At 70.4% G+C, this 23,838-nt stretch carries 19 protein-coding genes; 9 read left to right on the plus strand and 10 right to left on the minus strand.

The features are described 5' to 3' along the window. Positions 1 to 8 precede the first annotated feature (8 nt). Positions 9 to 1,637: an ADP-ribosylglycohydrolase family protein gene (locus IE325_RS15680; RefSeq protein WP_229911828.1), complete on the minus strand. Its 1,629-nt coding sequence runs from the start codon at positions 1,635 to 1,637 to the stop codon at positions 9 to 11. Further along, a complete protein-coding gene (locus IE325_RS15685; RefSeq protein ID WP_229911829.1) occupies positions 1,634 to 2,746 on the minus strand; it encodes an ADP-ribosylglycohydrolase family protein in 1,113 nt (370 codons plus the stop codon). Before IE325_RS15685 ends, IE325_RS15680 begins: the two co-directional genes overlap by 4 nt. A 272-nt stretch (positions 2,747 to 3,018) precedes the next feature. Between IE325_RS15685 and IE325_RS15690 the strand changes: the two genes are divergently transcribed. The 3 genes from IE325_RS15690 (at position 3,019) to IE325_RS15700 (ending at position 10,199) form a co-directional block, all read left to right on the plus strand. Beyond that, positions 3,019 to 3,750, plus strand: a complete 732-nt coding sequence (locus tag IE325_RS15690) for a VIT1/CCC1 transporter family protein (protein WP_190070514.1) — start codon at positions 3,019 to 3,021, stop codon at positions 3,748 to 3,750. A 403-nt stretch (positions 3,751 to 4,153) separates the two neighbouring features. Continuing rightward, the gene (gltB, locus tag IE325_RS15695) at positions 4,154 to 8,746 is read left to right on the plus strand and encodes a glutamate synthase large subunit (protein WP_190070815.1); all 4,593 of its coding nucleotides are present in this window, start codon (positions 4,154 to 4,156) and stop codon (positions 8,744 to 8,746) included. Continuing rightward, positions 8,739 to 10,199 carry a glutamate synthase subunit beta gene (locus IE325_RS15700; protein ID WP_190070515.1) on the plus strand — a complete coding sequence of 487 codons (1,461 nt, stop codon included), beginning with the start codon at positions 8,739 to 8,741 and terminating at the stop codon, positions 10,197 to 10,199. Before gltB ends, IE325_RS15700 begins: the two co-directional genes overlap by 8 nt. Before the next feature lie 98 nt (positions 10,200 to 10,297). Here the strand turns inward: IE325_RS15700 and IE325_RS15705 are convergent, their stop codons facing one another. After that, complete coding sequence (locus IE325_RS15705) at positions 10,298 to 11,206, minus strand: chitosanase (RefSeq protein WP_229911830.1); 909 nt, start codon at positions 11,204 to 11,206, stop codon at positions 10,298 to 10,300. Next, positions 11,203 to 12,171 (minus strand): rhomboid family intramembrane serine protease, encoded by a 969-nt coding sequence (locus IE325_RS15710; RefSeq protein WP_229911831.1) that lies wholly within the window; start codon positions 12,169 to 12,171, stop codon positions 11,203 to 11,205. The genes IE325_RS15705 and IE325_RS15710 overlap by 4 nt, the downstream gene beginning before the upstream one ends. A gap of 146 nt (positions 12,172 to 12,317) precedes the next feature. Between IE325_RS15710 and IE325_RS15715 the strand changes: the two genes are divergently transcribed. Together IE325_RS15715 and qcrB are read left to right on the plus strand one after the other, a co-directional pair. After that, positions 12,318 to 13,043 (plus strand): vWA domain-containing protein, encoded by a 726-nt coding sequence (locus IE325_RS15715; protein ID WP_190070516.1) that lies wholly within the window; start codon positions 12,318 to 12,320, stop codon positions 13,041 to 13,043. Positions 13,044 to 13,125: 82 nt separating this feature from the next. Continuing rightward, on the plus strand, positions 13,126 to 14,775 hold the full coding sequence (qcrB, locus tag IE325_RS15720) for a cytochrome bc1 complex cytochrome b subunit (RefSeq protein ID WP_190070517.1): 1,650 nt from the start codon (positions 13,126 to 13,128) through the stop codon (positions 14,773 to 14,775). Here the strand turns inward: qcrB and IE325_RS15725 are convergent. Beyond that, a complete protein-coding gene (locus IE325_RS15725; RefSeq protein ID WP_190070518.1) occupies positions 14,750 to 15,805 on the minus strand; it encodes an acyl-CoA dehydrogenase family protein in 1,056 nt (351 codons plus the stop codon). The two genes, qcrB and IE325_RS15725, sit on opposite strands and share 26 nt — an antisense overlap. Further along, positions 15,802 to 16,944, minus strand: coding sequence for an acyl-CoA dehydrogenase family protein (locus tag IE325_RS15730; RefSeq protein ID WP_190070519.1), 1,143 nt, complete (start codon positions 16,942 to 16,944; stop codon positions 15,802 to 15,804). The genes IE325_RS15725 and IE325_RS15730 overlap by 4 nt, the downstream gene beginning before the upstream one ends. Before the next feature lie 47 nt (positions 16,945 to 16,991). On the opposite strand from IE325_RS15730, the gene IE325_RS15735 reads away from it, so the two are divergent. Genes IE325_RS15735 through IE325_RS15745 form a run of 3 tightly spaced genes read left to right on the plus strand, consistent with a single transcriptional unit; the run spans position 16,992 to position 19,588 of the window. Further along, the gene (locus tag IE325_RS15735) at positions 16,992 to 17,777 is read left to right on the plus strand and encodes an SDR family oxidoreductase (RefSeq protein ID WP_190070520.1); all 786 of its coding nucleotides are present in this window, start codon (positions 16,992 to 16,994) and stop codon (positions 17,775 to 17,777) included. Positions 17,778 to 17,792: 15 nt separating this feature from the next. Continuing rightward, positions 17,793 to 18,404: a TetR/AcrR family transcriptional regulator gene (locus IE325_RS15740; RefSeq protein ID WP_190070521.1), complete on the plus strand. Its 612-nt coding sequence runs from the start codon at positions 17,793 to 17,795 to the stop codon at positions 18,402 to 18,404. Between the two features lie 26 nt (positions 18,405 to 18,430). Next, positions 18,431 to 19,588 (plus strand): acetyl-CoA C-acetyltransferase, encoded by a 1,158-nt coding sequence (locus IE325_RS15745; protein ID WP_190070522.1) that lies wholly within the window; start codon positions 18,431 to 18,433, stop codon positions 19,586 to 19,588. Here the strand turns inward: IE325_RS15745 and IE325_RS15750 are convergent. Genes IE325_RS15750 through IE325_RS15765 form a run of 4 tightly spaced genes read right to left on the minus strand, consistent with a single transcriptional unit; the run spans position 19,572 to position 22,979 of the window. Then, positions 19,572 to 20,621 carry an NAD(P)H-dependent flavin oxidoreductase gene (locus IE325_RS15750; protein ID WP_190070523.1) on the minus strand — a complete coding sequence of 350 codons (1,050 nt, stop codon included), beginning with the start codon at positions 20,619 to 20,621 and terminating at the stop codon, positions 19,572 to 19,574. The two genes, IE325_RS15745 and IE325_RS15750, sit on opposite strands and share 17 nt — an antisense overlap. Beyond that, on the minus strand, positions 20,621 to 21,358 hold the full coding sequence (locus IE325_RS15755) for a CoA-transferase subunit beta (protein ID WP_373315171.1): 738 nt from the start codon (positions 21,356 to 21,358) through the stop codon (positions 20,621 to 20,623). The genes IE325_RS15750 and IE325_RS15755 overlap by 1 nt, the downstream gene beginning before the upstream one ends. Further along, positions 21,346 to 22,191, minus strand: a complete 846-nt coding sequence (locus IE325_RS15760) for a CoA transferase subunit A (protein ID WP_190070524.1) — start codon at positions 22,189 to 22,191, stop codon at positions 21,346 to 21,348. The genes IE325_RS15755 and IE325_RS15760 overlap by 13 nt, the downstream gene beginning before the upstream one ends. Further along, positions 22,188 to 22,979: an enoyl-CoA hydratase family protein gene (locus IE325_RS15765; RefSeq protein ID WP_190070525.1), complete on the minus strand. Its 792-nt coding sequence runs from the start codon at positions 22,977 to 22,979 to the stop codon at positions 22,188 to 22,190. The genes IE325_RS15760 and IE325_RS15765 overlap by 4 nt, the downstream gene beginning before the upstream one ends. Before the next feature lie 100 nt (positions 22,980 to 23,079). Between IE325_RS15765 and IE325_RS15770 the strand changes: the two genes are divergently transcribed. Continuing rightward, entirely contained in the window at positions 23,080 to 23,838 is a 759-nt protein-coding gene (locus IE325_RS15770; RefSeq protein WP_229911832.1) for an SDR family oxidoreductase, read from the plus strand.

Raw genomic sequence — 23,838 nt, forward strand, 5'->3', positions numbered from 1 at the left:
GCCCCGAATCATCCTCCTGGTCGGGCCGGTTGTGCGGCTTCCAGGAGTTCGGCGAGTTCCACCAGGTCGGTGCCGGTGAGGCGGGGGAGTACACAGCCGGAGAGGGTGCGGCAGGTGTCGCGCCAGGTGGTGGGGATCGATGCGCCGCCGCCCAACGCGCCGGTCAGCGCGCCTGCCAGGGCCGGTGCCGAGTCCGCGACGCGGGAGAGGCACGCCGCGGCGGGGACCGCGTCGGCGATACGGCCGTCCGCGGCGACCGTGAGGGCGAGGGCGACCGGGACGGTTTCGGCGGCGGCGATGCCGTAGCTGTAGACGTGGTCGACGATCTGGTGTTCGAGGAGGGGGATCAGGGCGAAGGCGTTGTTCGTGGAGCGCGCCAGGTGCAGGGCGTGGCGGGCGTTTCTGCCGATCTCTGTTTCCTCGGGGAGTTCGGCTAGGGCCGCGGCCACGCATTCGCTGGGTTTCGCGCCGGTCAGGGCCAGTGCCACCGCCGCTGCCATCGCTCTCGCTCCGTGTACGCCGTCGCCGTCCTGGGTGTAGCGGGCGTCGAACTCGGCGAGATCGGCGGCGCCGTGGGGGTCGCCGGGGTGGGCGACGGCGAGGACGCAGGCGCGGATGCAGGCGGCGTCGTCGAAGTAGTGCGGGTTGTCATGGCCGGTGGCGGGTGGGCGTAGGCCGGTGGCGAGGTTGCCCAGTCCGGCGCGGACGGAGATGCGGGCGCGGAGGGGGAGGATGGCGGACTCGATCTCTGGGGCGCGGTCCGCTGCCGCGGCGATCTCGTCTGCGAGGGCGCTCCAGGTGAGGTCGATCGCGGCTCTGGTGCGGCGTTCTCGGCTGAGGTCGCCGAGGGCTGTGTCGTCGCCGGCTCGTAGTACTGCCTCCGCGGTGAAGGCCGCCCATTCCGTGTCGTCGGAGGGGCCCAGGCGGAGGGGCTCCGGGGGTTGGTTGAGGGCGATGGGGACGGGGAGGGTGGTGGTCGCGTTGTGTTCGGCGAAGGTGTCGAGTTCGCGGGTCAGGCGGCGGGTCCACTCCGGCATGCGGGCGGCTCTGTGGCGGGCGGCGGGCCATCCGGCGGCGTCGCCTGCGGCTAGGCCGAGGAGGAGGCCGAGGACTTTTTGACCGGCCTCGGCCTCGGCTTCGCCTTCGCCTTCGGGCTGAGTGTTCCCAACCGCACCGCCCGTGCGGGTTTCGTTGTCGGGTGCGGGTGGCCCTTGTGGGGCGGGGGCGCCGTTGGCGGGTGCGGGTGGGGGGTGTGGGGTGTGCCCGCCGTTGTCGGGTGCGGGTGGGGGGTGTAGGGCGGCCCCGCTGTCGGCGGGAGGGTGTGGGGCATGCGGGGTGTACGCGTCGTCGGCGGGAACGGGTGGACTCTGAGGTACGCCCTCGTCGTCGGTGCCTGTGAGTCGGCTCTGTGCGGTGTCCTCGTCGTCGGTGCCTGTGAGTCGGCTCTGTGCGGTGTCCTCGTCGTCGGTGCCTGTGAGTCGGCTCTGCGCGGTGTCCTCCTCGTCGGCGCCCGTCAGTCGGCCCTGCCCGGTGCCCTCGCCGTCGGCAGCTCCCGATTCGGTCGGCTCCGTCGTCGCCGTGGGGTCGGGCGAGCCGTTCCCTGTCGCCCCCTCGTCCCAGGGAACCGGCGGCGTCACGGTCGGGCCTCCGTCGCGGCGTCGCCGGTCACCGCGAGCGCCTCAAGTCCGGGACCTCCACCCCGTACCGCCGACTCACCCGCTGCCAATCGCCCCGTACCCCATTTCCCGCCCTCCCCCGGCGTCAGCAACTCCGCCACGTCCAGTACGTGATGGCCGGCCATGGACGGCAGACAGCTCCCCCGTGCCGGTCCGATCGCCGCCGCCCACTCCGGGGGGATGGCCGGCTCGCCCTGGGTCGCGCCGGACAGGGCTCCCGCCACCGCTGCCGTGGTGTCCGCGTCTCTGCCCATGTTGACCGCCGTCAGTACCGCCTGGACGAAGTCGCCGTCCGCCGCCGCGTACGCGCCGAAGGCCAGCGCGACCGCCTCGGGGGCCAGGTCGGTCCAGGGGTAGCCGCCGATCACGACGGCGGAGCGGACCGCGCGTTCGCCGCGGTGGGCCACCGCCACCGCACGGCGCAGGGAGCGGGCCGTCCAGGAGTCGTCCGGGATCACCGCGAGGGCCGAGGCGACCACGGCGATCGTCGGTGCCCCGGCCATCGCCGCGGCGACGCCCGCCGCCACCGCCTGGCCGCCGTAGATGCCCTCGCCGTCATGGCTCACCGAACCGTCGATCGCCACCAGGCGGGCGGCCTCGGACGGGCGGCCCGCCGCGAAGACGCCGAAGGGGGCCGCCCGCATGGCGAGGCCGTCGCTCCAGGCGTGCCGGTGCTGGGCGGAGATGGGGGCGGCGAGGCCCCGGCGCAGGTTCTCCAGGGTGCCGCGTTCGCTGAAGCCGGCGCCCCGGAAGGGGCCCTCCGCCCGGTCCGCGATCCACTCGTGCCAGGCCGCCTCCACATGGGCCGGGGTGAGGGCCGAGCCATGGCGGGCGAGGAGGAGGCCCGAGAAGATCGCGTACTCGGTGTCGTCCGTGCCGGAGGGGTTGTCGGTGACGAAGCCCGTGACCCGGCCCCAACGGGCGCGGATCTCGGAGGGCTTCATGTTCTCCGCGGGGGCGCCCAGCGCGTCGCCGACCGCCAGGCCCAGCAGCGCGCCGCGTGCCCGTCCGCGCAGTGCGGTGGCGTCGTCGGGCGCCGGAACCGAGGGGATGCAGGCGATCGATGCCATACGCGGCCTCTCCTCCGTCGGGTTCCGCCCAGGGCGCGGAGCCCTTTGCGGATGTGTCCCACCGTCGGCGGTTGACCTGAGCCTCGGAGGGGTCAGTGTCACCCGGTCGACATCTGTGCAGGCTCATACACGAATGAGCGTTCTAAGGGAAACGTGCAGGTTAGCCCAGCCTTTCCTTGCTGGCGGGCGGGAATTTCCAGGCGTAGATTTGGCGTTGTCGAAGAATAGAACTTGTCTAAAGACAGCCTTACCTGAGTACCTGGGGGACCTTCATGGCCATCATCGACACCGAGGCGCCACTGCACGAGGCGCACCGTGACAACCACACCCACCGCGATGTGAACGGCGGCTGGCTGCGGCCCGCGGTGTTCGGTGCGATGGACGGGCTGGTCTCCAACCTGGCCCTGATGACGGGTGTCGCCGGAGGTGCCGTCGGTCATCAGACCATCGTGCTGAGCGGGCTGGCCGGGCTCGCCGCCGGCGCCTTCTCCATGGCCGCCGGTGAGTACACCTCCGTCGCCTCGCAGCGCGAGCTCGTCGAGGCCGAGCTGGACGTCGAGCGGCGCGAGCTGAGGAAGCATCCGGAGGATGAGGAGGCCGAGCTGGCCGCCCTTTATGAGGCGCGCGGGGTCGAGCCGCAGCTGGCGAAGGCCGTCGCCGCTCAGCTCTCCCGTGATCCCGAGCTGGCTCTGGAGATACACGCCCGGGAGGAGCTCGGCATCGACCCCGGCGATCTGCCGTCGCCGCTCGTCGCGGCCGTCTCGTCGTTCGGGTCGTTCGCGCTGGGCGCCCTGCTGCCCGTACTGCCGTATCTGCTCGGGGCGACCACCCTGTGGCCCGCCCTGCTGCTGGCGCTTCTCGGGCTGTTCCTGTGCGGTGCCGTCGTGGCCAAGGTGACCGCGCGGAGCTGGTGGTACAGCGGGCTGCGGCAGCTCGCGCTCGGTGGTGCCGCGGCCGGTGTGACGTACGCCCTGGGCAGCTTGTTCGGAACGGCCGTAGGATAGTGCGACTGGAACTTATGCGTTGGGCCGTATAAGTAGCCGTTACTCGCTGGTTTCAGATGCGTGACCACCGGGCATGAGCCGTAAGCGCTGAGGGCAATGACGCCTGGGGCGCACTCGCGGGGTCGGCGACGACGCCTCCTCCGCCCCCTTGGATCGTCGGACATGGACCTGTCCTGCTCGGTCCCCACATACTTTGAGCCACGTGCGCGGAACCCTGCCGCAGCCCGTGGTGTCCGCATGATGGAACGGATTATCCCGCTTCCCGAGAACCGCCCCATCATGTAACCTGCACGAAATTTTGCGATCACGCAGAGGGCCAACGTCGTCCCTCGGCAATTTGCTCCCCCAGAGCCTTAAGGGCCTGGGAGGTACCCCCAGCCAAATGACGACGACGGGAGAGCCGATGCGTACGCCGCGCCAGCCGTCCCAGCACTCCGCGAATGGCCAGAACTGGTCGTTCATGGATGCTCGCCCTGCTGCGCAGGGTATGTACGACCCCCGCAACGAGCGCGACGCCTGTGGCGTCGGCTTCGTGGCCACCCTCACAGGCGAGGCGAGCCATGCGCTGGTCGAGCAGGCGCTGACCGTTCTGCGCAACCTCGAACACCGTGGCGCCACCGGCTCCGAGCCCGACTCGGGTGACGGCGCGGGCATCCTCTCCCAGGTGCCCGACGCCTTCCTGCGCGAGGTGGCCGGGTTCGAGCTGCCCGAGGCCGGTGCCTACGCCGTCGGTATCGCCTTCCTGCCGGAGGACGGGGCCCAGGACGCCATCTCGAAGATCGAGACGATCGCGTCCGAGGAGGAGCTCACCGTTCTCGGCTGGCGCGACGTCCCCGTCGCCCCCGAACTGCTCGGTGCCACCGCCCGGTCGACCATGCCGGCCTTCCGGCAGATCTTCGTCACCGACGGCCGGTCGGAGGGCATCGCCCTCGACCGCAAGGCCTTCGTGCTGCGCAAGCGCGCCGAGCGCGAGGCCGGTGTCTACTTCCCGTCGCTGTCGGCCCGCACCATCGTCTACAAGGGCATGCTGACCACCGGCCAGCTGGAGCCCTTCTTCCCGGACCTGTCCGACCGCCGCTTCGCCTCGGCCGTCGCCCTCGTCCACTCCCGCTTCTCCACGAACACCTTCCCGTCGTGGCCGCTCGCGCACCCGTACCGCTTCGTCGCGCACAACGGTGAGATCAACACCGTCAAGGGCAACCGCAACTGGATGCGGGCGCGTGAGTCGCAGCTGGTGTCCGACCTCTTCGGCACCGAGAAGCTGGACCGCGTCTTCCCCGTCTGCACCCCGGACGCCTCCGACTCCGCGTCCTTCGACGAGGTGCTGGAGCTGCTCCACCTCGGCGGCCGCTCGCTGCCGCACTCCGTGCTGATGATGATCCCGGAGGCGTGGGAGAACCACGACTCCATGGACCCGGCCCGGCGCGCCTTCTACCAGTTCCACTCCACGATGATGGAGCCCTGGGACGGCCCGGCCTGTGTCACCTTCACCGACGGCACCCAGGTCGGCGCCGTGCTCGACCGCAACGGCCTGCGCCCCGGCCGCTACTGGGTCACCGACGACGGCCTCGTCGTCCTCGGCTCCGAGGTCGGCGTCCTCGACATCGACCCCGCGAAGGTCGTCCGCAAGGGCCGCCTGCAGCCCGGCCGCATGTTCCTCGTGGACACCGCCGAGCACCGCATCATCGAGGACGACGAGATCAAGGCCCAGCTCGCCGCCGAGCAGCCCTACGCGGAGTGGCTGGAGGCCGGCGAGATCGAGCTCTCCGACCTGCCCGAGCGTGAGCACATCGTGCACACCCACGCCTCGGTCACCCGCCGCCAGCAGACCTTCGGTTACACCGAGGAGGAGCTGCGCGTCATCCTCGCGCCGATGGCCAAGGCCGGTGCCGAGCCGATCGGTTCGATGGGCACCGACTCGCCGATCGCCGCGCTGAGCGACCGCCCGCGGCTGCTCTTCGACTACTTCACCCAGCTGTTCGCGCAGGTCACCAACCCGCCGCTGGACGCCATCCGCGAGGAGCTCGTCACCTCGCTGAACTCCTCGCTGGGCCCGCAGGGCAACCTGCTGGAGCCGACGGCCGCCTCCTGCCGCTCGGTCACCCTGCCCTTCCCGGTGATCGACAACGACGAGCTGGCCAAGCTCATCCACATCAACGCCGACGGCGACATGCCCGGCTTCAAGGCCGCGACCCTGTCCGGTCTGTACCGGGTGCACGGCGGCGGTGACGCGCTGGCCGCGCGCATAGAGGAGATCTGCGCCGAGGCCGACGCCGCCATCGACAACGGCGCCCGGCTGATCGTCCTCTCCGACCGCCACTCCGACGCCGAGCACGCGCCGATCCCGTCGCTGCTGCTCACCGCGGCCGTTCATCACCACCTCATCCGCACCAAGCAGCGCACCCACGTGGGCCTGCTGGTCGAGGCCGGCGACGTCCGCGAGGTCCACCACGTCGCCCTGCTCATCGGCTTCGGCGCCGCCGCTGTGAACCCGTACCTGGCGATGGAGTCCGTCGAGGACCTCGTCCGCGCGGGCACCTTCCTCTCGGACATCGAGGCCGAGCAGGCCATCCGCAACCTGATCTACGCCCTCGGCAAGGGCGTCCTGAAGGTCATGTCCAAGATGGGCATCTCCACCGTCGCCTCCTACCGCGGCGCGCAGGTCTTCGAGGCCGTCGGTCTCGACGACGCCTTCGTGGAGAAGTACTTCAACGGCACCGCCACCAAGATCGGCGGCGTCGGCATCGACGTCATCGCCAAGGAGGTCGCCGCCCGGCACGCCAAGGCGTACCCCGCCTCAGGCATCGCGCCGGCCCACCGCGCCCTCGAAATCGGCGGCGAGTACCAGTGGCGCCGTGAGGGCGAGCCGCACTTGTTCGACCCGGAGACGGTCTTCCGCCTCCAGCACTCGACGCGTGCCAACCGCTACGACATCTTCAAGAAGTACACGGACCGGGTGAACGAGCAGTCCGAGCGCCTGATGACGCTCCGCGGGCTCTTCGGCTTCAAGTCCGGCCGTCCGTCGATCTCCATCGACGAGGTCGAGCCGGCGTCCGAGATCGTCAAGCGCTTCTCCACCGGCGCCATGTCGTACGGCTCCATCTCCAAGGAGGCGCACGAGACCCTCGCCATCGCCATGAACCAGCTGGGCGGCAAGTCCAACACCGGTGAGGGCGGCGAGGACCCGGACCGTCTGTACGACCCGGCCCGCCGGTCCAGCATCAAGCAGGTCGCCTCCGGCCGCTTCGGTGTGACCAGCGAATACCTCGTCAACGCCGACGACATCCAGATCAAGATGGCCCAGGGCGCCAAGCCCGGCGAGGGCGGCCAGCTGCCCGGCCACAAGGTCTACCCGTGGGTCGCCAAGACGCGTCACTCGACGCCGGGTGTCGGTCTGATCTCCCCGCCGCCGCACCACGACATCTACTCCATCGAGGACCTGGCACAGCTGATCCACGACCTCAAGAACGCGAACCCGCAGGCGCGGATTCACGTCAAGCTGGTGTCGGAGGTCGGTGTCGGCACGGTCGCCGCGGGTGTGTCCAAGGCGCACGCGGACGTCGTCCTGATCTCCGGTCACGACGGTGGTACGGGTGCCTCCCCGCTGACTTCTCTGAAGCACGCGGGCGGCCCCTGGGAGCTCGGTCTCGCCGAGACCCAGCAGACCCTGCTGCTCAACGGCCTGCGCGACCGCATCGTCGTACAGACCGACGGCCAGCTGAAGACCGGCCGCGACGTCGTCATCGCCGCGCTGCTCGGCGCCGAGGAGTTCGGTTTCGCGACCGCGCCGCTCGTCGTCTCCGGCTGCGTCATGATGCGCGTCTGCCACCTGGACACCTGCCCGGTCGGCATCGCCACCCAGAACCCGACGCTGCGCGACCGGTTCACCGGCAAGGCCGAGTACGTCGTGAACTTCTTCCAGTTCATCGCCGAGGAGGTCCGCGAGATCCTCGCCGAGCTGGGCTTCCGCACCATCGAGGAGGCCGTCGGCCACGCCGAGACGCTGGACGTCACGCGTGCCGTCGACCACTGGAAGGCGCAGGGCCTGGACCTGGAGCCGCTGTTCCATGTGCCCGAGCTGCCTGACGGCGCGGTGCGCCACCAGCTGATCGAGCAGGACCACGGCCTGGAGAAGGCGCTCGACAACGAGCTGATCAAGCTCGCCGCCGACGCGCTCGCCGCGGACTCCGCGACCGACGCCCAGCCGGTGCGGGCGCAGGTCAAGGTCCGCAACATCAACCGCACGGTCGGCACCATGCTCGGCCACGAGGTGACGAAGAAGTTCGGCGGTGCCGGTCTGCCCGACGACACCATCGACATCACCTTCACCGGTTCCGCCGGCCAGTCCTTCGGTGCCTTCCTCCCGCGCGGTGTCACGCTGCGCCTGGAGGGCGACGCGAACGACTACGTCGGCAAGGGCCTCTCCGGCGGCCGAGTGATCGTCCGCCCGGACCGGGCCGCCGACCACCTCGCCGAGTTCTCGACGATCGCGGGCAACACCATCGCCTACGGCGCGACCGGCGGCGAGCTGTTCCTGCGCGGTCGTACCGGTGAGCGGTTCTGTGTCCGCAACTCCGGCGCGACGGTCATCTCCGAGGGCGTGGGCGACCACGGCTGCGAGTACATGACCGGTGGCCACGCGGTGGTCCTGGGCGAGACGGGACGTAACTTCGCGGCCGGCATGTCCGGCGGCATCGCGTACGTCATCGACCTCGACCGCGACAACGTCAACGTCGGAAACGTCGGCGCCGTGGAGGCTCTCGACGACACCGACAAGCAGTGGCTGCACGACGTGGTCCGCCGCCACCAGGAGGAGACCGGGTCCACGGTCGCCGAGAAGCTCCTGGCCGAGTGGGACACCGCCGTCGAGCGCTTCAGCAAGATCATCCCCAGCACCTACAAGGCAGTGCTCGCCGCCAAGGACGCCGCCGAGCGAGCCGGTCTTTCCGAGACCGAGATCACCGAGAAGATGATGGAGGCGGCGATCAATGGCTGACCCGAAGGGCTTTCTGAACCACGGCCGCGAGGTCGCCAAGTCCCGCCCGGTCGACGTGCGTCTGAAGGACTGGAACGAGGTCTACGTCCCCGGCTCCCTGCTGCCGATCATCAGCAAGCAGGCCAGCCGCTGCATGGACTGCGGCATCCCCTTCTGCCACAACGGCTGTCCGCTCGGGAACCTCATCCCCGAGTGGAACGACTACGCCTACCGCGAGGACTGGTCGGCTGCGTCCGAGCGCCTGCACGCCACGAACAACTTCCCGGAGTTCACGGGCCGCCTGTGCCCGGCCCCGTGCGAGTCGGCGTGTGTGCTCGGCATCAACCAGCCGGCCGTCACCATCAAGAACGTCGAGGTCTCGATCATCGACAAGGCGTGGGACAGCGGTGACGTCGCGCCGCAGATCCCGGAGCGCCTGTCCGGCAAGACCGTCGCCGTCATCGGCTCGGGCCCCGCGGGCCTGGCCGCCGCCCAGCAGCTCACCCGGGCCGGTCACACCGTCGCCGTCTACGAGCGCGCGGACCGCATCGGAGGCCTTCTCCGGTACGGCATCCCCGAGTTCAAGATGGAGAAGCGGCACATCAACCGCCGTATCGAGCAGATGCGCGCGGAGGGCACCCGCTTCCGTACGGGTATCGAGATCGGCCGTGACCTCAAGGCGACCGACCTGAAGAAGCGGTACGACGCGGTCGTCATCGCCGCCGGTGCCACGACCGCCCGCGATCTGCCGGTCCCCGGCCGCGAGCTCAAGGGCGTCTACCAGGCGATGGAATACCTGCCGCTGGCCAACAAGGTCCAGGAGGGCGACTACGTCACCTCCCCGATCTCGGCCGAGGGCAAGCACGTCGTCGTCATCGGCGGTGGCGACACCGGCGCCGACTGCGTGGGCACCGCCCACCGCCAGGGCGCGGCCTCCGTCACCCAGCTGGAGATCATGCCCAAGCCGGGCGAGGACCGGGCGCCGCACCAGCCGTGGCCGACCTTCCCGATGCTGTACAAGGTCACCTCCGCGCACGAGGAGGGCGGCGAGCGGGTCTACTCCGTCTCCACCACCCACTTCGAGGGCGACGAGGACGGCAACGTCCAGTGGCTGCACATGGCCGAGGTCGAGTTCATCGACGGCAAGCTGACCCAGAAGCCGGGCACCGAGCGCAAGATCCCGGCCCAGCTGGTCACCCTCGCCATGGGCTTCACCGGCACCGACCGGGAGAACGGCGTGGTCGAGCAGTTCGGCCTGGACCTCGACGAGCGCGGAAACGTCGCCCGCGATGCCGACTTCCAGACCAACGTCCCGGGCGTGTTCGTCGCCGGTGACGCGGGCCGCGGTCAGTCGCTGATCGTGTGGGCCATCGCGGAGGGCCGCTCGGCCGCCCGCGGCTGCGACCGCTTCCTGACCGGCGCGAGCGAGCTGCCGGCACCGATCCGGCCGACGGACCGTTCGCTGATGGTCTGATCCACTGGATCGACAGACGTCCCGTACAAAGGCGTACGGAACACTGACGGCGCCTGCCCACGTCCCCGACCGGACACGGGCAGGCGCCGTCGCCCTTTTCAGGGCAACGTGTACGTCTCCCCGTACACCTTCCACCGCAGCGGTGTCTTCAGCTGCAGGTTGCCGTCGTACAGGAACTGCCGCTGGGCGGTGTCGATGCGGGTGGTGTCGATGTCCGGCCTCTTCTCCCGCATGGCCCCCCGGCGAATGTCGAGGAAGATGTCCAGGTACGCCTTCTCCGAGCCGCCCTGGGAAGGGGAGTCGGCCTCGCTCAGCGCGCGCTCGCGCAGGACGTAGAAGCCGTCGTCGTCGGTGCCGGGGCCGTGGAAGACCATCGCGTCGAAGTAGATGAACTGGCCCAGTGTGCCGAGGCCGTCGAGCTTGGCGAGGCGGACCGCCGGTTCGAAGTAGGCGCGGTCCCGCTCGGCGAGCTGGGCCTCCTGGAACGCCGGCCGCTCGGCCTCCGCCTTCCAGGCGGCCGTGAAACCGGGGTCGAGGCCCTCGTGGGAGTCTGTGCCGTCGACCTTGCGCAGGGCGGGCAGATACTTCGCGAGCCCGTTGCCCGGGTGGTCGGCGGTGTAGCGCTCGACCAGGGTGAGCAGATCGTGGGTGCCGGTGCAGAAGCCGATGATGCCGGCGGTGTAGCCCTGGCCGTCGCCTATGTCCTCGACGTAGGCGAAGGTGTCGCGCCACTTCAGGGTCGAGTTCTCGGCGCTGGACACCAGCTGCTGGGCCAGTTCCCGCTGCGCCGGGGCCGCGAGGCCGGGCGGCAGGCTCGCGATCAGCTCGTCGTCCGCCGACCGCTCCTGCTCGGCGCGCTGCTTGGCGTCCAGGCGGGAGGCCTCCTCCATGACGGAAGCCGGGGGATCGGCCGGGTTGTCGCCGGGGTCGGTCGGGGCGAGGAAGTAGGCGGCCGCGGTGATGACGACGGGGACGGCCGCGAAGAGCAGGATGCCTTTGCGTTTCACTGCGCCAGTCCTCCGCCCGTCAGATCCGAGACCCTGGCGAACGCGACCGCCGCCAGCAGCACCAGCACACCCACGCAGGCGGCCGCCTGGATCAGGGTCTGGCGCGGGCCGCGCGGGGCGTACGCGTAGGCGAACGTCACCGCCGCACCGGTCAGCAGTCCGCCGAGGTGGCCCTGCCAGGAGGTGAGGCCCGCGGACAGCAGCAGCCAGAGGAGCAGGAACACCATGAACCGGTTGACGGACCGCATGTCCGCGCCGACCCGGCGGGCCAGCACGTAGTACGCGGCGCCCAGGCCGAAGATCGCGCCCGACGCGCCGACCGACTCCACATTCACATCGCTGAGCAGCAGCTCGAACACCGAGCCGCCCAGGGTCGCCAGCAGATAGAGGGCGATGTACCGGAGCCGGCCCAGCATGGGCTCCACGACCCGGCCGAGCTGCCACAGCGACAGCATGTTCATCACGATGTGCAGCAGCCCGAAGGTGCCCTCCGTCGGCGGCAGATGCAGGAAACCGCCGGTGAGCAACCGCTCCCACTGCCCGGCGACGAGGCCCTCGGCATGGAAGTCGGACGGGTACCCGGACTGGTAGACGTAATAGCCGCCGTCCGGCCCGACCAGCCGGGCGCTGAGCATCGCGAACCGGTCCAGGATCTCCGGGCGCACCACCTCGGCCACATAGGCCAGCACGTTGAGCCCGATGAGTACCGATGTCACCAGCGGTGTCGCGGCGATCCGCCCGCCGACGACGGTCCGTGCCTGCCGCACCGAACGCGCGCCCTCCTTCACGCACTCCACGCACTGGTGGCCGACGGACGCCTCCCGCATGCAGTCCGGGCAGATGTACCGGTCGCAGCGGGTGCAGCGGACGTGCGACTCGACCTTGGGGTGGCGGTAGCAGGTCGTGACGTCTGGCTGGACGGACTCGGACTGGACGGACTCGGACCTGGTGGACTCGGGCTCCACTGCCGGCTCCTCGGGGGACTGGACGAACGGTGAGCCGGTGGGGACGGCGGCGAACAAAATATCGAACACCTGTGGGCGGAGGGAGAGGCGGGGCCCACGGTGTCGTAATCTCGGCAGCCAGTGTGACGCGCGAGGGGGAGAAGCATATGGCGGCGATCAGTCTGAGCAAGGTGGAGGAGACCGCGCCCGCGCTGGTCAGCCTGTACAAGAGCGCCGGTGCGTCGCTGCACCGCAATGGGCTGGACGGGGTGCGGGCCGCGGTCTATCTGGTGGTCGACTACTCCGGCTCGATGAAGCCGTACTACAAGGACGGCAGCGTGCAGGCGCTCGCCGACCGGGTCCTCGGGATGTCGGCCCACTTCGACGACGACGGGACCGTGCCGGTCGTCTTCTTCTCCACCGATGTCGACGCCGTCACCGAAATCGCGCTGGCCGACCACCGGGGGCGGATCGAGCGGATCGCGGCCGGGCTCGGGCACATGGGCAAGACCAGCTACCACCTGGCGATGGACGCTGTCATCGACCACTATCTGGACAGCGGCTCACGGGACCCGGCCCTGGTGGTGTTCCAGACCGACGGCGGTCCGATCAACAAGCTCGCCGCGGAACGCTACCTGTGCAAGGCGGCCCCGCTCCCGCTGTTCTGGCAGTTCATCGGGTTCGGCGACCCGGCCAGCAAGCAGTTCGACTTCCTGCGCAAGCTCGACGAGCTGGCGGTACCGGACAAACGGGTGATCGACAACGCCGGGTTCTTCCACGCCGGTTCGAACCCGGGCAAGGTCTCCGACGCCGAGCTCTACGACCGTCTCGTCGAGGAGTTCCCGAAGTGGCTGGTGGCGGCGCGGGCCCAGGGGATCGTACGGCCGCACTGATCGGCGAGCCGGGCTGTTCGCCCCGTTGGCGCGGCCCATGAGGCCGTGTCACCCTGTGGTTGATCCGACGGGGAGGCGACGTATGGACGGCGCACGATCGGGGCACGACGGGACGAACGCGAGGCGGCCTGCCCCGCCCGGCAAGGGCGAGCGGGTCGCCGACTGGGCCGACGGACGCCTCGGCATCTACGCCCTGGCCAAGGCCAACATGCGCAAGGTCTTCCCGGACCACTGGTCCTTCATGCTGGGCGAGGTCTGCCTCTACAGCTTCCTCGTGCTGATCCTGACCGGCGTCTACCTCACCCTGTTCTTCGACCCCAGCACCAACGAGGTCGTCTACAACGGCACCTACGAGCCCCTCAACGGCGTACTGATGACCAGGGCCTACGAGTCCACCCTCGACATCAGCTTCGATGTGCGCGGCGGGCTGCTCATCCGGCAGATCCACCACTGGGCGGCGCTGGTCTTCGTCACCGGCATGCTCGTGCACATGATGCGGGTGTTCTTCACCGGCGCCTTCCGCAAGCCGCGCGAGCTGAACTGGGTGTTCGGCTGGACCCTGCTGATGCTCGGCATCATCACCGGCCTGACCGGCTACTCCCTCCCCGACGATCTGCTGTCCGGCACCGGCCTGCGGTTCGCGTACGGCGCGATCCTGTCCATCCCGATCGTGGGCACCTATGTGGCGTTCTTCCTCTTCGGCGGGGAGTTCCCCGGGGAGGACTTCATCGCCCGGCTGTACCCGGTCCACATCCTGCTGCTGCCCGGGATCATGCTCGGTCTGGTGGTCGCCCATCTGATCCTGGTCTTCTACCACAAGCACACCCAGTACCCCGGCCCCGGCCGGGACCAGAAGACGGTCGTCGGCATGCCCTTCCTGCCGGTGTACATGGCCAAGGCGGGCGGCTTCTTCTTCCTGGTCTTCGGAGTGCTGGCGTTCATGGGCGGCGTCGCCAGCATCAACCCGGTGTGGGCGTTCGGGCCCTACCGCCCCGACCTGGTGACGACGGGTGCCCAGCCCGACTGGTACCTGGGCTTCTCCGAGGGACTGATCCGGGTGATGCCGGGATGGGAGATCAACTTCTGGGGCCACACCCTGGAACCGGGTGTCTTCATCCCCTTCATGCTCTTCCCGCTGATCCTGCTCGCGATCGGCCTGTACCCCTTCCTGGAGGCATGGGTCACCGGCGACAAACGCGAGCACCACATCCTGGACCGGCCGCGCAACATGCCGGTGCGCACCGGGCTCGGCGCGGCCTGGCTGAGTCTGTACGCGGTGCTGCTGATCGGCGGCGGCAACGACATCGTGGCCACCCATCTGCATCTGTCCATCAACTCGATCACCTGGTTCGTGCGTATCGCGTTCTTCGTCGCGCCGGTCCTCACCTACTTCGTGACCAAACGCATCTGTCTCGGGCTGCAACGCCGGGACCGGGCGAAGGTGCTGCACGGCAGGGAGACCGGCACCATCAAGCGCCTGCCGCACGGCGAGTACATCGAGGTCCACGAGCCCCTCAGCCAGGACGCGCTGTTCACCCTCACCCAGCACGAGGAGCATCCGCCGTACGAGATCGGCGACCTCGTCGACACCAATGGCGTACGGCGCCGGGTCACCGCCTCCCAGCGGGTACGGGCCCGGCTGGCGCAGGCGATGTTCGGGCCCCGGTCGCGGATCCCCAAGCCGACCGTCGAGGAGTACCGCGAGGTCACCAGCGGCGATCACCACCACTGAGCACCGCCCCACGGCATACGTCCGGACTGCCCCAGGCGGTGCGCAGCGCGCGGGCCTTGGTCAGCCACAGCGACAGGTCGTACTCCGCCGTGTATCCGATCGCGCCGTGCAACTGGAGTGCGCTACGGGCGGTGGCGTACGCGGCCTCGCAGGCGGCGACCTTGGCGGCGGCGACATCGGCCGGCGCCATGGTGAGCGCGGCGCCGAACACCAGGGGCCGGGCGAACTCCAGGGCGATCTTCGCATCGGCCAGACGATGCTTGACGGTCTGGAAGGAACCTATGGGCACGCCGAACTGGGTGCGCTGTCTGACGTAGGCGACGGTCCTGTCGAGGAGGGCGAGTCCGACGCCGAGGGCCTGGGCGGCGGTGGTGAGACGGGCCAGGGCGAGGGCAGGGGCGTGGGCGGTGGGCGGGGCGGAGTCGAGGAGTTCGCCACCGGGAGCGAGGGGGGTGAGGCGGCGGGCCGGGTCCAGGGACGGGCGTACGGGGCCATGGCCGGGGGAGAGGTACAGGCCGTGGGGGGTGAGCGCGAGGCGGGTGGTGGCCGCGTCGCCGTCCAGCGCGTATGGGGCCGTCGGGTTGTCGTCCGGCGTGTGCGGGGCCGTCGGGTTATGGTCCGGCGCGTGCGGCGCCGCCGGTGTCGAGGGCGTCGCCGTCCACGCCAGCGTCGTCATGGTCTCGCCGGTCGCCAGCGCCGGCAGGAGCCGCTTGGCCGGGCCGGGGTCGGGGAGACCGGCGAGCAGCGCCGCCGCCGTGACCGTCTCCACCAGTGGGCCCGGAACGGCATGGCGGCCCAACTCCAGGAAGGCAACGGCGAGTTCGACGGGCCGGCTGCCCAGCCCTTCGTATGCCTCGGGCACCGCCAGCGAGAACACCCCCGCCTCCGCGATACGGGCCCACAGCGCCCGGCCCCTCGCATGCTCGCCCCGGCTCCACTCCCGCACGGCCGCCGGTGTGTCCGCCGCCGTCAGCATCGCGTCCAGGGAGTCGGCGAAGGCCCGCTGCTCGGCGTCGAGGAGGAACCTCATGAGCGCCGCCCCTTCGGCAGGCCGAGCAGCCGCTCGGCGATGATGTCCCGCTGGATCTCGTTCGTCCCCGCGTAGATGGGACCGGCCAGCGCGAAGACATACCGCTCGGACCAGTCGGTGTCGGCCAGCTCGCCGTCGGCGCCCAGCAGATCGAGGGCCGTCTCATGCAGCGCGATGTCGTAGTCCGACCAGAAGACCTTGTTGAGGCTGGACTCCGGGCCGATCGACTCGCCGTCGAGGAAGCGGGAGGCGGCGGCGAAGGTGAACAGCTGGTAGGCACGGGCGCCGATCAGGGCGTCGGCGACGCGATCGCGCGTGCTCGGCGGACTGCCCTGCGACTGCCAGAGGCTGTGCAGCCGGTCGGCGCTCGCCAGGAAGCGGCCCGGTGAGCGCAGCATCAGCCCCCGCTCATTGCCCGCCGTCGACATCGCGATCCGCCAGCCCTGCCCCGGCTCACCGATCACGTCCTCGTCCGGCACGAACACCTCGTCCAGGAAGAGCTCGGCGAAGGCGGGCTTGCCGTCGAGGCGGGCGATGGGACGGACCGTGACCCCGGGCGCGCGCAGGTCGAACATCAGGTAGGTCAGGCCCTGATGGGGCTTCGGGGCATCCGGGTCGGTGCGGAACAGGCCGAACGCGCGGTCGGCGAACGCGGCGCGCGAGGACCAGGTCTTCTGGCCGGACAGCAGCCAGCCCTCGTCCGTGCGCACCGCCCTCGACCTGAGCGAGGCCAGGTCCGAACCCGCCTCCGGCTCCGACCACGCCTGCGCCCAGACCACCTCGCCGGTCGACATGGACGGCAGCACGCGTGCGCGCTGCTCCTCGGTGCCGTGGTCGAAGAGGGTCGCGGCCAGGAGGCTGACGCCGTTCTGACCGACACGGCCCGGTGCGCCCGCCGCGTAGTACTCCTCCTCGAACAGCAGCCACCGCATGAGGGAGGCGTCCCGACCGCCGTAAGCCGTCGGCCAGTTCACCACCGACCAGCGGTCCGCGGCCAGCTCGGCCTCCCACGCCCGGTGGGCCGCGAAGCCCTCCTCGGTCTCCAGGGAGGGGAGCGGATCGGGCGGCACATGTGCCTGGAGCCAGGCGCGGGCCTCGGCGCGGAACGCCTCGTCGGCCGCAGTGTGCGTGAGGTCCACCGTCACCATCCTTCCCTAACAAGTGTTTGGTAGGTTAGCGTGCTGCTATGACAAACGTCGAGGTGCTGCCGTACGTTCCCGGGCACGGGCTGCTCCGCGGACGAACCGCCGTCATCACCGCGGCGGCCGGTGCCGGCATCGGCGGGGCGACCGCGCGTCGCTTCCTTGAGGAGGGCGCGCGGGTGCTGATCAGCGACGCGCACGCGCGGCGGCTGAAGGAGCACGAGGCGGAGCTGGCCCGGGAGTTCGAGGGCGCGGTGACATCGGCGGTCTGCGATGTCACCGACGAGGCCCAGGTGCGGACGCTGTTCGACACCGCCGTACGGGAGCACGGCCGACTCGATGTCGTCGTCAACAACGCGGGCCTCGGCGGGACTTCACCCCTCGTCGACATGACCGACGAGCAGTGGTCGAAGGTCCTGGACGTGACGCTGAACGGCACGTTCCGGTGCACCCGGGCCGCCCTGCGCCTCATGCGCGACACCGGCGGTGGCGTGATCGTGAACAACGCCTCCGTCGTCGGCTGGCGAGCCCAGGCCGGACAGGCGCACTACGCGGCCGCCAAGGCGGGCGTGATGGCGCTGACCAGGTGCGCGGCGATCGAGGCGGCCGAGTACGGGGTGCGGGTCAACGCGGTGTCGCCGAGCCTCGCCATGCACCCGCACCTGGCGAAGGTGACCACCCCCGAACTGCTGGAGGAACTGACCGCACGCGAGGCCTTCGGGCGCCACGCCGAGCCCTGGGAGGTGGCCAACGTGATCGTCTTCCTCGCGTCGGACTACTCCTCGTACATGACCGGAGAGATCGTCTCCGTCAGCAGCCAGCACGCCTAGGACCACAATGGAACCGTGCCGACCAAGAAGAAGCCCCAGGTGACCGCCGCTGCCGCCCGGCGCCGTGAACTCCTCGAAACCGCCGCCGAGGTGTTCGCCGAGCAGGGCTACAACGCCACCACCGTACGCAAGATCGCCGACCACGCGGGCATGCTCGCGGGCAGCCTCTACTACCACTTCGACTCCAAGGAGTCGATGCTCGAAGAGATCCTGCGGACCTTCCTCGACGAGCTGTGGAGCGGCTACGACACCGTCCTGGAGGCCGAGAAGGGCCCGCGCGAGACGCTGGAGGCCCTGGTCACCGAGTCGTTCCGGGAGATCGACCGGCACCGGGCCGCCGTCGCGATCTACCAGAAGGAGAACCGGCAGCTCGTCGCGCAGGAGCGGTTCTCGTTCCTCGCCGAGTCGCAGCGCAAGTTCGAGAAGGCGTGGCTGTCCACGCTGGAGCGCGGGGTCGCGGCCGGGGTGTTCCGGGCCGACCTCGATGTCCGGCTCACCTACCGGTTCGTCCGCGACACGGTGTGGGTCGCCGCGTCCTGGTACCGGCCCGGCGGACAGCACAGCCCCGAGGAGATCGCCCGGCAGTACCTGTCGATGGTGCTGGACGGGATCGCCCTACGCACGTAACTCACTGATGAGCATGGGGAGTTGCCATGGCCGAGGCCTACATCGTCGAAGCGGTCCGTACGCCCGTCGGGCGGCGCGGAGGAGGGCTCAGCGAGGTCCATCCGGCCGACCTGGGCGCGCATGTGCTCAAGGCGCTCGTGGAGCGCGCGGGCATGGACCCGGTGGCCGTCGAGGACGTCGTCTTCGGCTGTTTGGACGCCGTCGGCCCCCAGGCCGGCGACATCGCCCGGACCTGCTGGCTGGCGGCCGGGCTGCCCGAGGAGGTGCCGGGCGTCACCGTCGACCGGCAGTGCGGGTCCTCGCAGCAGGCCGTGCACTTCGCGGCCCAGGGCGTGCTGTCCGGCACCCAGGACCTGGTGGTCGCGGGCGGTGTGCAGAACATGTCGATGATCCCCATCGCCTTCGCCACCCGGCAGGCCGCCGAGCCGCTCGGGCTGACCGCGGGCCCCTTCGCGGGCAGCGAGGGCTGGCGGGCACGGTACGGGCAGAAACCCGTCAACCAGTTCGCCGGCGCCGAGATGATCGCCGCCAAGTGGGGGATCACCCGGCAGGACCAGGAGGAGTTCGCCCTGCGCTCGCACCGGCGTGCGCTGCGGGCGATCGACGAGGGCCGCTTCGAGCGCGAACTGGTGCCGTACGGGCAGGTCGCCGTGGACGAGGGGCCCCGGCGGGACACCTCGCTGGAGAAGATGGCGGGACTGAAGCCCGTTATCGACGGCGGCACCATCACCGCGGCCTGTTCCTCGCAGGTCTCCGACGGCGCGGCGGCGATGCTGCTGGCCTCGGAGCGGGCGGTGCGCGAGCATGGGCTCACGCCCCGGGCCCGGGTGCACCACCTCTCGGTGCGCGGTGAGGATCCCATCCGCATGCTCACCGCGCCGATACCCGCCACCGCCCACGCCCTGAAGAAGACCGGCCTGTCCATCGACGAGATCGATCTCGTCGAGATCAACGAGGCCTTCGCGCCCGTCGTCCTGGCCTGGCTCAAGGAGACCGGCGCGGATCCCGACAAGGTCAATGTCAACGGTGGTGCGATCGCCCTGGGGCATCCGCTGGGGGCGACAGGGGTCAAGCTGATGACGACCCTGCTGCACGAACTGGAGCGCACCGGTGGACGGTTCGGACTCCAGACGATGTGCGAGGGCGGGGGACAGGCCAATGTGACGATCATCGAGAGGCTGTGAGACGCCGACAGGTTTCCTCCGCCTCCTTCATGATCCGCTCCACCAGCTCCCCGCACGACGGCAGGTCGTCGATCACCCCGGCGACCTGCCCGGACGCCATCACCCCCAGATCCGTACGGCCGTCCACCATGGACGCCTTGAGCAGCATCGGCGTGTTCGCGGCGAGCAGGACCTGGCTCCAGGTCAGGTCCTTGCCGTGCCGCAGGGCGCGGCCGTCCCGGAGCATCCGGCGCCAAGTCGTGCCGGAAAGCTTCCGGTAGTCGGCCGCTCTACGCACCGCCTGGAGCAGGGCCCGCGCCCGGCCGGAGTGCTCCAGGGCCTCGACCAGCTCCGTGCGCAGCATGCGGTGGGGCAGGCCGTCCACGGCCGTGGTGACCGTGACATCCCGTACCGTCGCCGCCAGATACCGCGCCTTCACCGCTTCCGGCACCGTCGAGTCCGAGGTCAGCAGGAACCGTGTGCCCATGGCGATGCCCGCCGCCCCGTAGGCCAGCGCCGCGACCAGCCCCCTGCCGTCGAAGAAACCGCCCGCCGCCACGACGGGTATCTCCACGGCGTCGACGACCTGGGGCAGCAGCACGGTCGTCGCCACCTCACCGGTGTGCCCGCCGCCCTCCCCGCCCTGCACGATCACCGCGTCCGCACCCCAGGCGGCCACCTTCTCCGCATGCCGCCGCGCCCCGATCGAGGGGATGACGACCACGCCCGCCTCCTTGAGCGCGGCCATCAGCTCACGGGAGGGCGCGAGCGCGAAGGACGCGACCCGTACCCCCTCGTCGATCATCACGCTCACCCGGTCGCCGGCGTCCGAGGCATCCGCCCGCAGATTCACCCCGAACGGCGCGTCCGTACGCGACTTGACCTCCCGTATCGCCTCGCGCAGCCGGTCGAGCGTCATCGTCGCCGAGGCCAGGATGCCCAGCGCCCCCGCGTTCGCCGTCGCCGAGACCAGCCGGGGGCCCGCCACCCAGCCCATCCCCGTCTGCACGATCGGGTGGCGGACCCCGACCAGCCGGGTCAGCGGTGTCTCCATCAGACGGCGACCTCCCTGGCGCGGGTGTTTCCCGGGTCGATCACCTCGCGGATGAGCCGCAGTTCCTCGGCGGTGGGTGGTCGGGACTGAGGTACGTCGTCGGGGACGGTCAGCTCGAACGCCGTCGCCTCCCTGACGTGATCCGGGGTGACGCCCGGGTGGAGCGAGACCGGGCGCATCGAGTGGTCAGGGGTGTCGAAGTCGAACACGCCCAGGTCGGAGACGACACGGGGGATGCGGTGGTACCGGGCGGCGGCTCCCACATGGTCGTAGCCGACGCCGCACACCATGTCGACCTTCTCCACGAATGCGCGTCGCGAGTGCCGCGGTATCCAGTAACTGGTCGGATTGTTGAGGGTGTTGACCGGCGCCCCGCGCACCCCGAGCAGCTGGCGCTTCGGCCGCTCCCAGTCGCCGATGCAGGAGATGTTCTGGTTGCCGTAGCGGTCGATCTGGCTCGCGCCCATCATCACGTGCCGCCGACCGCCGGTGACCAGGGCGAGATGCTGCCGGTACGGCAACCAGCCCTCGGCCGTCCCGTCCGGCCGGACCAGAGTCGCTTCGCCGTCGGTCAGCAGCAGGTCCGGCGAGAAGGTGAGCCGGGCGAGCCGGGCGCCGATGGACGGGATCAGGCCCATCGGGCTCGCCAGCACCTCACCATTGCCCCGCCAGGCCTCGGCGCAGGCGATCACGCAGTACTCGGCACGGGTGACCTCCGCGGACGTCATGGCTTCCATGTCCCCTCCCTGACCGCCGACTGATACGCCTGCTCGTCCCCGTCGAGGAACCGCGCCGCGAACTCCGCCCATGCCGTGCTCGCGTACGCCTTCTGGAACGCCTCGTCCCGGCCGTAGTCGGGTGCGCACGAGGTGAAGTGCGCGCCGTTCGGGGCCTCGACGACCCCAGTCACCGTGTGCCGTTTGATCAGCAGTGACTGCGGGGGCGCCTCCTTCGTCAACTCGGCCGTGTCGACGATCCGTTCGCACGAGACGTAAGCCGTGTCCGCCGCCTCGCAGAACAGGTCGTCGAAGTACGGGTCGGGGCCGAGATACTGCCCGTTGCCCAGCCGGTCCGCGCGGTTCACATGCACCAGGGCGGCGTCCAGGCGCAGCGCCGGCATGGCCACGAACGTCTCCCCGTCGTCGTACGGCGAAGTCACCGTCCGCAGGCCCGGGTTGACGCGCATGACGTCCGAACCGATCCCGGCCCGCACCGGCAGGAACGGCAGCCGGTTCGCCGCGGCGTGCAGTCCCCACATGAACATCGCCTCGTCGATCTCCATGAGTTCGAGGGCGCCGCGCTCACGGGCCGCGCGGTAGTGCGGTTCCAGCGGGATCGAGTCCAGGGTGACGAAGGGGGTGACCAGTTTGCGGATGCGTCCGGCGGCGGCCAGCATGCCGACGTCGGGGCCGCCGTACGAGACGACCGTGAGATCGGTGATGTCGGAGCGGAGCAGGGCGCGCACCAGGGCCATCGGTTTGCGCCGCGAGCCCCAGCCGCCGATGCCCAGGGTCATGCCGTCGCGCAGCCGGGACACGACCTCGTCCGCGGTCGTCGTCTTGTCGCTCACTCGGCCACCTTCCTTTCCGGACTCGTCCCGAACCCGTCCCGGACCCGGTCGGCCACCCCGCTGAGATTTGCCTCGAAGGTGAAGCCCTGCTCGAAGCGGTAGCTGCGGCGGACGTCGACCGGGTCGATGCCGTTGATCGCGGCCTTGGCCAGGCGCAGCAGCTGCCCGTCCTTCGCGGCGATCTCTCGCGCCAACTCCAGGGCGGCGGCACGCAGTTCCGCGCGCGGCACGACCCGCCACACCGAGCCGTGCGCGTGCAGCTCGGCCGCCGTCGCCGTGCGCGAGGTGTAGTACAGGGCGCGCATCAGATGCTGGGGGACCAGCCGGGCCAGATGCGTGGCCGCACCCAACGCACCCCGGTCCAGCTCGGGCAGCCCGAAGGTGGCGTCCTCGCTCGCCACGATCGCGTCCGCGTTGCCCACCAGGCCGATGCCGCCGCCCAGACAGAAGCCGTGCACGGCCGCGACGACGGGGACCTCGCAGTCGTAGACCGCCGCGAAGGCGTCCGCGCAGGCGTGGTTGACGCCGATCAGCGCGCTCTGGCCCTCCCGCTGTATCTCCTTGATGTCCACGCCCGCGTTGAATCCGCGCCCCTCGGCGGCGATCACGACGCACCGGATCTCCGGGTCGCGGCCCGCCGTCCGCACCGCGTCGGCCAGGGCGAACCAGCCGTCCACCGGCAGGGCGTTCACCGGCGGGTAGTCGACGGTGACGACCGCGATCCCCTCGTTCTGGGAGCTATCGGACCTCTCGGACCCCTTTTCCGGGGACGAGGTGGAGACACCCATGGACGCATCAGCTACCTTCACACTCAGCCGCTTTCCACCAAACATTTGTTAGGTGTGTGGCTTCGAAGCTAGCAGTCGACGCAGACGAGCGGGAGAGCCTGTGGATAACTCGCACCAGCCGCGACTGACCGGCAGGACCGTCGTCGTCACGGGCGGCACGCGGGGCGTCGGGGCCGGGATCGCGCAGGCCTTCATCGAGGCCGGCGCCGATGTCGTGACCTGTGCGCGCCGACCGCCCGAAGTGCCGGTCAAGGGGACTGAGTTCATGCCCGTCGACCTGCGCGACCCGCAAGCCGTACGGGACTTCTTCGCCGACCTGCCCGGCCTGGACGTCCTCGTCAACAACGCGGGCGGCACCCCGTACCGACGGCTCACGGACGCGGACGCGGAGCGGCATGCGCGCGTCATCGAGCTGAACCTCGTCGCCCCGCTCACGGCGTCCCTGGCCGCGTACGAGCATCTGAAGCGGGCGCGGGGATCGATCGTGATGATCGGCAGCGTCAGCGGCGGCCGTCCCTCGCCCGGATCGGCGGCCTACGGGGCGGCCAAGGCCGGCCTCGACAATCTGGCCCGCTCGATGGCGGTCGAATGGGCGCCGGAGATACGCGTCAACACACTCGTCGTCGGCATGGTCCGCACCGAACTGACCCACCTCCACTACGGAGGCGACGACGGCATCGCCGGTGTCTCCCGCACCGTCCCGCTCGGCCGTCTCGCCGAGCCCGCCGACATCGGGGCTGCCGCCGTCTTCCTCGCCTCCGACGCCGCCGCATACATCAGCGGGGCGAGCCTGCTGGTGCACGGCGGGGGCGAGCGGCCCGCGTTCCTGGATGCCGCGACCGTCAACAAGGAGGCATGA

This window comes from Streptomyces lanatus, from assembly GCF_014655715.1.
GTDB lineage: Bacteria > Actinomycetota > Actinomycetes > Streptomycetales > Streptomycetaceae > Streptomyces > Streptomyces lanatus.